At 69.6% G+C, this 10,974-nt stretch carries 7 protein-coding genes and 2 pseudogenes; all 9 read right to left on the bottom strand.

The genetic code is table 11. From position 1 onward, the window contains the following. Positions 1–402: 402 nt before the first annotated feature. A pseudogene (locus ABZ208_RS30455) lies at positions 403–624 on the bottom strand (IS5/IS1182 family transposase); the annotation flags it as partial. A gap of 134 nt (positions 625–758) precedes the next feature. Then, entirely contained in the window at positions 759–1,418 is a 660-nt protein-coding gene (locus ABZ208_RS30450; RefSeq protein ID WP_356912670.1) for a lysophospholipid acyltransferase family protein, read from the bottom strand. Positions 1,419–2,051: 633 nt separating this feature from the next. Further along, the gene (locus ABZ208_RS30445) at positions 2,052–3,050 is read right to left on the bottom strand and encodes a squalene/phytoene synthase family protein (protein ID WP_356912669.1); all 999 of its coding nucleotides are present in this window, start codon (positions 3,048–3,050) and stop codon (positions 2,052–2,054) included. A gap of 194 nt (positions 3,051–3,244) precedes the next feature. After that, complete coding sequence (locus ABZ208_RS30440) at positions 3,245–5,182, bottom strand: FHA domain-containing protein (protein ID WP_356912668.1); 1,938 nt, start codon at positions 5,180–5,182, stop codon at positions 3,245–3,247. A gap of 230 nt (positions 5,183–5,412) precedes the next feature. After that, entirely contained in the window at positions 5,413–7,464 is a 2,052-nt protein-coding gene (locus ABZ208_RS30435) for a protein kinase (RefSeq protein ID WP_356912667.1), read from the bottom strand. A gap of 492 nt (positions 7,465–7,956) precedes the next feature. After that, positions 7,957–8,421 carry a GntR family transcriptional regulator gene (locus ABZ208_RS30430; RefSeq protein ID WP_356912666.1) on the bottom strand — a complete coding sequence of 155 codons (465 nt, stop codon included), beginning with the start codon at positions 8,419–8,421 and terminating at the stop codon, positions 7,957–7,959. Beyond that, positions 8,414–9,208: a hypothetical protein gene (locus ABZ208_RS30425; protein WP_356912665.1), complete on the bottom strand. Its 795-nt coding sequence runs from the start codon at positions 9,206–9,208 to the stop codon at positions 8,414–8,416. The genes ABZ208_RS30430 and ABZ208_RS30425 overlap by 8 nt, the downstream gene beginning before the upstream one ends. 415 nt (positions 9,209–9,623) lie before the next feature. Then, positions 9,624–9,722, bottom strand: a pseudogene (locus ABZ208_RS30420) (IS5/IS1182 family transposase); the annotation flags it as partial. 41 nt (positions 9,723–9,763) lie between these two features. Next, positions 9,764–10,891: an MsnO8 family LLM class oxidoreductase gene (locus ABZ208_RS30415; protein ID WP_356912664.1), complete on the bottom strand. Its 1,128-nt coding sequence runs from the start codon at positions 10,889–10,891 to the stop codon at positions 9,764–9,766. Positions 10,892–10,974: the final 83 nt, after the last annotated feature.

The following is a 10,974-nucleotide window of genomic DNA, read 5'->3' as shown; positions in this document are numbered from 1 at the left end:
AGGACGACGACACAAAGAAGGACAACGACCAGCCCAAGGACCAGCCCAAGGACGACGACACAAAGAAGGACAACGACCAGCCCAAGGACCAGCCCAACCAGGGCCAAACACCGGCGCCGGTTGAGCCGCCGGCCCCGTATTCGCCGCAAAGCTGAAGCCGCTCCCACCTGCACTCGGCTGGAGCAGGCCGGGCGTGGGCCTGGGGTTCGTGGTGTTGCAGTGCTTCGCGCGTGGGAGCCGGAGGAGTAGGACGTGACGATGCGCCACCTCCTCCGCCCCGAGGGCATGCTTTGGCCAACCGCTACAGCCACGCCGTGGTAGCTCGGGTCCGCTGATCTGTTCACCTCTGCCTCTACCGGCCTGGCCGCATGTGCTCTGAGACCGCATGGATCGGCGTTTGTCTCAGGATGAGGTGCGCAGGCGGCGGAGGCAGATGAGGCTGCAGGCGAGTTCGAGCAGGCCCTGATGGAGGTCGGCGCGTCGTTCGTAGCGGATGCGGAGCCGTTTGACGCGCTCGACCACCCAGCGGACCTTGCCCAGCCCGGAGCCGTGGGTGACGCCGCGCCAGGCGATCATAGGTTTGATGCCGCGCTTCCACAGCAGGCGGCGGTACTTGTCGAAGTCACGGAACGATGACCGCTGTCTCGCTCCGGTTGTGACTCCCCTCGTGACCCGTCGGCAGCCCGGTGAGGGGACGTCCTGGCCGATCGCCCCGATCACGTCGGCAAGCACCACAAGTGCCGAACCGCTCAGTTTGATCAGGCCGCAAGCGCTGCAGGCTCACCCAGGCGCTGCGCAGCGGTGCGCCAGGCGGCGGTGACGGCATGATGGGCGGCCGCGGTCGCGGCGGCTGTTCCCGAAGGCAGCTCGATCGGAGCGCCGACGTGCACATGCAGGCGAGGACGACGGACGTGGGCCGTGAGGAGCCCTGCGACCTGCTTGGCAGGGCTGCCGGAGGTGACCCGGCGGGCTCCGGCCTGGCCGATCGGAATGATGGGGGCGCCGGAGGCGGCAGCGAGGCGTGCTGGGCCGCTGCGAAATGAGTCGGGAGCGGCCTCGGCGGCGTCCGTGCGACGAGGCAGGCGCCCCTCGCCGTAGATGAGCACCAGGCGTCCGGCGTCGAGTGCTGCCGCAGCCTTGTCCAGGGCGTCGGCTGCGTGGGTGGTGCCGCGGTGGACGGGAACATGGCCTTCGCGGTCCAGGAGATACCGCAGGACGGGGATGCGCCACAGACCGGCGGTGGCCAGGATGACCGGTTCGACGTCCATACGATGCAAGGCGGCGAGCACGATTGCCGGATCCGCCAGAGACGTGTGGTTGGCGACGAGGATGCCGGTGGCTGGGACGGTGGTCAGTTCAGCAGACGTCGTCAGGCGGCCGAGGGAGGCGACGAGGTCGGCGGCGATGCGACTGAGCACAGGACTCCTGGGGTCGGGGCGGCGAGGCGATTTTCATCCTCGCGCCAAGGGGAGCCTGAGGTCCTGAGTCCGCGTACTCATTTCTCTGTGCTGCCGTGACCAGGTGCTCGGTCCGATTCAGTTCAGGCTCCCCGCCCACACGCCTGCCTCGTCGTCTTCGGACGCGGGGGCCGTTTCGTGTTTCCGGGGATCGTCGTCGACTCGCACTGGATCCAGTCCTTCAGGGCGAGGCCTTGAGCGGACCGGGCATCGACCCACTAAGTCGCGCGGAAACGCCGGAATCCGGGGGTGATGCGCAGTCGCTGTGCCGGCGGACCCTGCGCAATCGCTGACTCTCCAGACAGAGACCAGACCGTAGTGAGTCCGGTCATGAACGTGCACAGGCGCATCGCTGTCTGCGGAGCCCTCAACCGGCAGCGCGCGGCCCACCGGGCGACGGCCCCGACGATCTGCTGAGCGTCCTGGGCAAGCATCCGACCCTGCGTGGTTTCACCCTGTGGGACACCTGGACAGGACTGCGGAGTTCGGCGAGCAGTTCCGTAGCCGGCTGCGCGAGGAATCGATCGTCCATGACGAGACCGTGGTCGACGGGCCGGCGAGCGCGCTGCAGGCGCTGAACCCTTCCGAGCAACCTCACGGGCCGCCGCGGCCCGCGCGGGTTTGCGTCTCTCGCCTGATGACTGCCGAGGGTGACGACGACGGCATCGGGCTGACAGCACAGCCGTCAGCCCCCTTGCGAACCCTTCGGCGAGCGCTCAGCAGCACCCGTAGCGTCCTCACCAGCGCCGGCCTCGCCGAGCCGCGCAGCAACTTGGCACCACGCGCCAGCACGGCATCAGCGGTCAGCAGCTCGACCTCGACCAGCGCGCCCATCAGTGGGCGGTAGGGAACCGGAGCCAGGAAGGGCAGTTCCCTGGCCGCCTCCAACGTCGTACGCGCCTGCCTGACTTCATGGCGCACCAGCTCACGCACACCCGGGACTTCGCGACCTGCCGCCATGTCTTCCAGCTTGACGGAGAAGCGTTCCAGACTCTTCGCGGGGATGCCCAGCCGTCCCTCCCGCAGGTCCTCGGCAATGTCGTTGACGAAGTCCATCCGCTGGCTGCCGTCGATGAACGCCCGGCACGCCGTCCGGTACGGCCCGTCGTCGGCCCCCGGCCCCAGAAGGGCGCCAACCAGCATGAACGCAGGCAGTGAATATGCATCCACATAAGCCTGGTAGTCCGCCTCGTCGAGGAATCCGGTGAACTCCAGCTCAGCAGTTGCGGTGGACAGATAGTCCTGTACGGGCCTTCGAAGCCGCGGGTGGGCTGCAATGGTGTGAGCCAGCGTGCGGAGCAGCGGATCACCGCTCACTCCTGTGTCCAGCACCTCACGCATCTGCTGTTCCCAAGACGCCCACCTTGCGGCTCGCTGCGACTCAGGACCGCTGTCCAGAAGGTTGTCCCCGTGGTGCATCACGGCTGTCGCCGCGACCGCATGGGGCAGCATCGGCCGCGGTAGCAGCAGCTGAGCTGCCAGGTATGAGGAACGACGGAAGCGCGACACCAGCCGGCGCTGAGCGTCGTAGTCCCTTCGCAACTCCGGCTCCCGGATCCCCGCTGCGTCCAGGCTCCTTTTCCACGCGTTCATGCCTCGATCGTATGCGTGCCCTCTTGCACACCATGGAGGCAGCTGCTGCAGTTCTTCGGTCGGTTTCCCGCGATTTCTTCATCCCGGAATCGGCGCCTGATCCCGTGGAAGGGGGGCCCGGCTGCAGCCGGGCCCCCCTTCTTCTGACAGCGGGAGAGCATGTGAACTTCGACCTCAGGGGCGGAGTGTCCGCATCACGCCGGGTCGAGAGCTCCCGGCTGCCGCGGTCCTGCCGCCTCGCCGACGATGCGCGGATCGATGGGGCGGCCGACGAAGACCGGGGCGTCCGACTGGTAGAAGATGTCGATGTCGGCCTCCTCGCCGCCGACGATCAGCGTGTCCCAGGCGCCGCTCTCCTGCAGGGCCCGCACGGTCGACGGAGCCAGGGTGGACAGGTGGCTGCGCAGTTCTTCGTCGCTGGGCATTCCGGGGAGGCGGGGGGCGAGGCGCTCGCGGATCGCGCGCATCCGGTCCAGCAAGAGGTCCAGATCGGACCGCTCGGCGCCGGGTTCGGCGACGGCCCGGTCCCCTTCCATGCTGTCGGCGATGATGTCCTTGATGGCACGAGTCACGCCTCGTTCGTCGGTGGTGACCATGGCGTTCCAGGCCCGGCTCTTGTGCCGGTACTGGAGCATGGACATCGCCGCCTCGTGCCGGATGAAGTCGGCGTCGCGCAGCGGACGGCCCTGCCAGACCCGGCTGAGGGAGCGGGCGAGGGAAACAGCCGAGGCGAGGCCACTGTTGAGACCCCGCCCGGGCCAGAAGTGGATGGCGTTGGCCGCGTCGCCCAGCAGGAAGCCGTAGGTTCCGGGGCTCGTGGCGGTAGGGCGGCTGAGCTGGGCCGTGAACCGGGGGCGCTGCACCATGTCCAGCCGGAACGAGGTGATGGCGCTGAGATCGTCCGCTGCCACGCCGAACAACCTCAGGCCCTCCTGGATCTGCTTCCACAGCGGCGAGCTGCGCAGCAGGGCGGGCAGGAACAAGGTCCCATGGGTCGGGCAGACGAACTCGTTGTCCTCGTGCCGGCTCATCAGGCAGGGCCGGGCCGCCACGCACTCCTCGAAGACCTGCCGGACCGGGTCGATGCCGATCACGTTGCCGGCCTCCTCCCGGGTCAGCCTCATGTTGAGGAACCCCTCGCCACGCAGCGAGTTGAGCAGGAACCGGTTCTGCGCCACCGTCAGCAGGACGCTCATGGGGTCCGAGAGCTGGGACTTGACCCGCAGTCCCAGCACCAGGTCCTGAAGGTGCTCCCCGTCGAGGGAGTAGATCGTGGAGTCGGCCGCGCCGAAACGGTCCCCGAAGTGCTCTCGGGTGCGCGACCGGCCGCCCTCGCTGATCACCAGGACATGTTCCTGGGAGAGCCGGTGCTGCTGCTCCGAGGGATCGAATCGCTTCGGCACCAGGCGGATCGCGGACTTGGTGTTGGCCAGTTCCAGCAGCTTGTCCTCGATGTAGGCGATCCGGATGTTGCGGGGCGGGCGGCCGTCCACGGAGTCCGGTCCCAGGGGCCACATCTCGGAGAATCCGCCCGCGTCGAACAGCGCCGACTGCATCTCCTCGGTGAGCGCGAGGTACTGACGGCTCTGGACGGTGACGACCTGCTGGCGGCGGACGTTGCCCTGGGTCTCGTCCTTCCAGACCACGGTGGAGCCGTTTCTGATCCACCGGCCGTCGTAGACGGTGATGGACGCCTTCCCCGACAGGGCGTTCTCCAGCAGCAGAGCGAAGGCGAGGCCGACCGGGCCTCCTCCGGTCACCGTGACCCGCAGCTCGCCCGGGTTCGCCGAGGCATTGGCGCGGGGCAGGTCGAGCTGGGAAAGGTCCATGACCGTCTCCACGGCCTCCTGCGTCTCGAACAGGAAGGTCTCGTCGCCGATGCGTATGGAGTCGCCGGGCACGAGCACGTGGCGCGTGACGCGCTGGTCGTTTACGAAGGTTCCGTTCTTGCTGCGGTCGTAGAGGACGAACGCGCCGTCCTCCGTCACGATCTCGGTGTGCAGACGGGAGGCGCTGACGCTGACGATGATCACGTCGTTGTCGCTCTTGCGTCCGAATCGCAGCGGAGCGCTGCCCAGAACCACGCTCTGACCGGCGAAGGGACCCGTGCGTCCCACGATGACCGACGACACAGAAACTCCTTGCGAAAGTCTCGGGTGCGGGCAGAGGAACCGCACCCTGCGGTTGATCCGCTACGAGGGTGAGAGCCGTACGCCACTCCCACAGAACTCCGGTCCAGCGAGGCCCACTTGACCGGTAATGTCCGAGTCGGCCCGGCAGCGGTCCAACTCGTACCAGTTGAAGTATGGCGGATGCGCGGGAATGACTCGGGTGCGTGGCACCGGCCTTGACGCCCGGTCTGCTAGCCGCCCGTCGTCGAGGCGCATGTCACCGAGAACGGCACCGAGTTGGACACCGCCTCGAACGGTGAGCGGATCTCCACGGCCATCCGGCTGCGGAGCGTTCCGGTCTGCGCGTACGTCGACAGCCGCACCGTCTCCTGATGGGTGCGGGGGCCGTCTTCCGGGAAGGCCAGCGTCCGCCACTGCCGGTCGATCACGGACCCGTTCGTCGAGACCCACCGGTACGAGAACTGGAAGGGCAACTCGGACACCGTGAAGGTCGCGGTGAACCAGGGGGCCTGCGAGTCCGCCGGGGGGCAGTCTCCGACGTACGTGGTCGCGCCCCCGGTCACGGTGACCGAGACGGGCTGCTCGGCGGTGTGATCCGACCCGCTGTTCGCCGTACCGGAGGCAGTGGCCTGCGCCTGCCCCGTGGGCGAACTGGTGCCCTTGCGGCCCTCACCGTCGCCGCCGCCGAGCACATAGCCCAGACCGCCTACGAGCAGCGCGAGCACGACAGCCCCCGCCGCGGTCAGGTACCCGACGCGCCGTCTCTGCCTCGTGGGGCCGTGACCGGACGCTTCGGCGCCCTCGATCTCGAGCGCCCCCGGCGAGGCGAGCACCGCAGAAACGGCCGTGGGTTCGGGCCCTGATACCGGGCCTGCCCATTCGGTGGGCGGCTCGGCGATGCCCGAAGACGAGGCGGCCCCCGGCGCGGGACGCGGCGGGGCGGGAGAAGCGGGGACGCCGGGGACGGCGGGGCCGGCCGCGGTGGGCGGGGAGGCGGCGTCGACGGATGAGCGGGCCGCCACGGCGGCCGTCTCGGCGTTGGCCGCAGGTACGGCACCGGGAAGCGGGGGCTGTGCCTGGGCGGTGGGGGCGTTGGGGTATGCCGCGGCCGTGGGTACGTCGACCGTGGCCGTGGATACGTCGGCTGCGGCCGCCGTCCCCGCTTCCGGTGGGGCGGAGGTGGGGGCGGAGACGGTGTTCGCCGGCGCCCCGGAAGCCGCAGGTTCCTGTGCTGTGGGGACGTCGACTGTCGCCGCCATGTCCCTGGCGTCCGTAACGTCTTCCGGGGCAGAGGATGACGCCAACACGGTCGGCGCCGCGACCGTGGCCGTGACCGTAGCTGCGGTCTCCCCGAGCGGGGACTCGGCGGTGGGCAGCTCTTCGATGGCCGCTGCGGGCAGCGGGGCGGACGGCGTGGCCGTGCCGGCGCCTGAGGCGCCGTCAGCACCAGCCAGGCGCAGCTCCTGCTCGGCCTGTTCGGCCGACATCCGATCGTCGGGGTCCTTGCGCATCAGGCCTTCGATGACGGACAGGAGGGGCCCGGCCCGATGCGGCGGGGGCAACTCGTCGTCGACGACGGCGCGCAGGGTGCCCAGTGGGGTGGTCCGGCGGAAGGGCGAACGGCCCTGGACGGCCGTGTAGAGCAACGCTCCGAGGGACCACAGGTCCGACGCGGGGCCGGGGCTCTGGCCCAGTGCCCGCTCCGGCGCCACATACTCGGGAGAGCCGACGACCTCGCCGGTCATCGTCAGCGCGGAATCCCCCTCAACAGTGGCGATGCCGAAGTCGGTGAGCACCACCCTGCCATCGTCTGCGAGCAGTACGTTGGCGGGTTTCACGTCGCGGTGCAGCACTCCGGCGCCATGCGCCGCCCGCAGCGCAGCCAGCACCTCGGCACCTACGCGCGCGGCCTCCCGCGGCGTGAGGGCACCCTGGGAACCGATCACGTCGGCCAGCGACCGGCCGCGGACGAACTCCATGACGATCCAGGGCCGGCCGTCGTCGGTGGCGACGTCGTGGACGGTCACCACACCGCGAGCACTGATGCGCGCCGCCGCCCAAGCCTCCCGCTCCAAGCGCGTGTACATCCGCTCGACCTGCGCTACGGCCAGTCCGACGGGAGCGCGTACCTCCTTGACGGCGACCTCGCGGTGCAGTATCTCGTCGCGGGCGCGCCACACGGTGCCCATACCGCCCTCGCCGAGAACCGACAGCAAGCGGTAACGACCGGCGACCAGCCGTTCGGCACCCGCGTCCGGCGACGCCGTGTTGTGTTCTGGCATGAGGGCCGTACTCCTTGTCCTTTGCGAACGGCCGAGGAGTGGCGACGCCCCCGTCCGATCCCTGGCCTGCCGGGGCGGGGTCCCTGCGGTTCGGCCACGGCCGGACGCCCCGCCGGACTTCGCCTCCAACCCCGGTGTACGGCGCGGAAGAACCGGCGACGCACAGCCGCTGACCGAGAAGGACACAGCCCCTGGACAGTATGATCAAACGCCTGATGTTCGTGAAGTGCGGACCTGGGTATGTGCGCGTCCAACCGTCCGCTGTGGGGAAGTTGTGACGTCCCGGTGGTCATACCGTCGACTTCCCTTCAGGCCCTGGCAGGTTCGGATGCAGCGGTGGGTGCCGGGGGTGCGGGCCCGAGCGGCAGGCTCGTGACCGTGGTGAAAGGACGGTGTCGGCGAGTTGCCGGTGGAGTTCCGGTTCGTCGAGGCCGCGCAGGGGCGGCACGTGATGGCAGGTAAGAGTGAGGTCGGCGGAGTGGCAGAAGCGGGTCAGCTCCCGCCTGTGACTTGCGCCGACGCCTCGGCCGCCTTGGGGCCACCGGCTCCTCTGTCGGCGGTGGCCGACGAGGAGTCGGGCCCCGGGTCCAAGGCGTCACGGACGGCGGTCAGGATGTCCTCGGTGTCGGCGCCGAGCGCTCGGGCGGCGGAGGTGAAGTCCCGGGCCAGAGTGGTGAGTTGCTCGGCATCGTGCACGTGCGGCTCGGACGGGAGCGTCGCCACCCGGGTGCCCGCGCCACGGCGGGTGCGGATCAGCTCGGCGGCCTCCAGCTCGCGGTAGGCGCGGGCCACGGTGCCCGGCGCCAGACCGAGGTCGACGGCGAGCTGGCGCACGGTCGGCAGGCGCTCGCCCTCGGCCAGCCGGCCGGTGCGGATCAGCGCGGCCAGCTGGGAGCGGATCTGCTCGTAGGGCGGTACCTGGCTGGTGGTGTCGACGTGGACGGCGGGGTCACTCATCGTCGAGGGTCCCATCGCCGGCCGCCTCGTCGTCGACCGCCCGGGGTGCCACCACGGTGACCAGGGACCATCCGAATGCGAACAGGCTCAGCAGGCCCAGGGGGCAGATCACCACGAGGGTGGCGGCGCCCAGCGGGCCGGCGCAGGCATTCTCCGTGAGCGCGACGAAGATCATCACAACGACGAGCAGCACCTGGCTCGACACCAGCAGCCCCCAGGCTCCGGTGATCGCCCACGCGCGGTCGCGGCGCTGCTGGTCGTCGCCCGGGCCATGGGCGATACGGCGCAGGGCCCAGACGCAGACGGGGGTTGCGATCGCGAGGGCGGCGAACATCGGGCCGCTGTAGTACAGGCCGGGCCAGGGGCCGAGGGATGCGCGTATCCCTTCGCAGGTGACGGTGATGACGCGCCCCGCACTTCCTGTCCGGTCGGGGTCGGAGGAGGCTGTGACCGCACCGATCACCAGGAGGGTGACGAGGGACGCCGCCTGCAGAAGAAGCAGGGGCGCCATACGGGGTGGCACTTGGTCTCGGATCAGGCGAGGGGCGAGACTCGCGGTGCGTACCGCTTCCTGGGGACGCAGGGTCAGGGCGTCGCCGAGCAGTACACCGCCCACCGCGCACAGGCCGAAAGCGGTGATGGCGAACACGAGGGGCATCGTGATGTCGCCGCTCTCCATCGTGACCAACTGCTGTGCGGCCACGATGCCGATGGCCAGACCGGACCAGCGGGCGTAGTGGTCGGCGTGGTCAAGGAACCGCGACTGGAGCGGGGCGGTGTCGAGCATATGGAGATCCCCCCAGATCATCTTGTATCAAGTGGTGGGTACAAGATGCCCTCATCGGGATCTTGTGTCAAACGCTCGACACAAGTCGATCCACAGGGAGACGGCTTCTGACACAGGGTGGTGGTTCAGGGGGCAGAGGGTGAGTGGACTGGCCACCCCATGACCTTCGCTGAGTGGGTGTACCGGTATTTGATCGGCGAGGAGATGGCCGGTTGGAACAGCGCGGCCTTCTAGCCTGGGCCCGTCCGGCTGGAGTACTTGCCCACCGGACCGGGACAACAGACCCGCGAGGTACACGGCCCAGATCACGGCATGTGAGTTCCACGCCGACCGAGACACTGCCTTGGGACCACAGGCTGCCCATCGCACGTACGGTGCCGGACGCCGGCGCGCCTGACCACGCCTGCGGACGCGTGACGCGCACGCGGGCCTGGCGGTGGGAGGTGTTGTGTTCCGCTTTCCAGGCGGACAGTTCACTGTGTCCCGGCTCACGGCGGTGCGGAATGGGCAGGCCGACACGCTCAGCTGTACGGGCAGAACGGGGCCGCGACCGGCTCATCGGCGTTGCCACTCTTCTGCGAGAAGTTGGTAGGAGCGCACCCGGTCGGCGTGGTCGTGGGTGATGGTGGTGATGATCAGCTCGTCGGCGCCGGTGGCTTCGTGGAGTTGTTCGAGTTGGTCGGCGACGCGCCCCGGGGAGCCGACGAACTGGGTGTCGACGCGGTCGGCGACCAGTGCCCGGTCCGCTTGGGTCCAGGCGTGGGCGCGGGCCTGCTGCGGGGTCGGGAAAGGGATGGCGCCCTCGGCGGTGCGGATGCTGCGGACCCACAGGCCGTAGCCGGTGGCCAGTTCGCGGGCGGTCGCGTCGTCCTCGGCGACGACGACGTCTGCGGAGACGCTGACGTAGGGCTTGTCGAGGTGGTCGGACGGCTGGAACGCGGCGCGGTAACCCTCGGCTGCCTCCAGTACGGTGGCCGGGCTGACGTGGTAATTGGCGGCGAAGCGCAGGCCGTTGCGGCCCGCGACGTCGGCACTCTGTCCGCCGCTGCTGCCGAGGATCCATACCTGCACGTCGGCGCCCTCACCGGGGACGGCGTGTGCTTCGATCCCGTCCGCGGAGCGGTGGTCGCCACGCAAGAGCGCGAGGATGTCGTCGACCTGTTCACCGTAGTCCTGGGGGCCGGCGCCAGGCTGGCGCAGGAGCTGCTGCTGGAGCAGGAAGCGGGGTGAACCGATCAGGTGCTCGTGGGAGAAGCGTGGCGGGATCTTCAGCCCGTTGGGGGCACGCCCGTCGACGACGGGGGTCGTGGTGGTCGGGGGCCCTGCCGGCTGTCCGGGGGGACGTCCGCCCGAGCGGCCGAGGCCCAGGTCGAGTCGCCCGGGGTGCAGGGCGTCGATCAGCCCGAACTCCTCCACGGTGGAAAGGGCGGTGCGGTGACCGAGCTGTACGGCCCCGGAGCCGATCCTGATCGTGGAGGTCGCGGAGGCGGTCAGGGCCAGTACGACGGCGGGAGAAGCCCCGGCCACGCCCGCGTTGAGGTGGTGCTCGGCGAACCAGTAGCGCGTGTAGCCGAAACGCTCGGTCTGCTGGGCGAGGTCGATGGTGTTGCGCAGCGCCTCTGCGGCGGTGGAACCGGACGAGATCGGGACGAGGTCGAGGACCCCGAGAGGGATGCCGGACATGATCGGGTGTTGCTCCTCAGCGGTCGGTGGGCGCGGGTGCCGATGCGGACGCGGACGCGGTTACGGACTCGGGCACAGGCGTG

Source organism: Streptomyces sp. NPDC006208, assembly GCF_040613775.1.
Lineage (GTDB): Bacteria > Actinomycetota > Actinomycetes > Streptomycetales > Streptomycetaceae > Streptomyces.
This window is presented reverse-complemented; position numbering and strand designations above follow the sequence as displayed.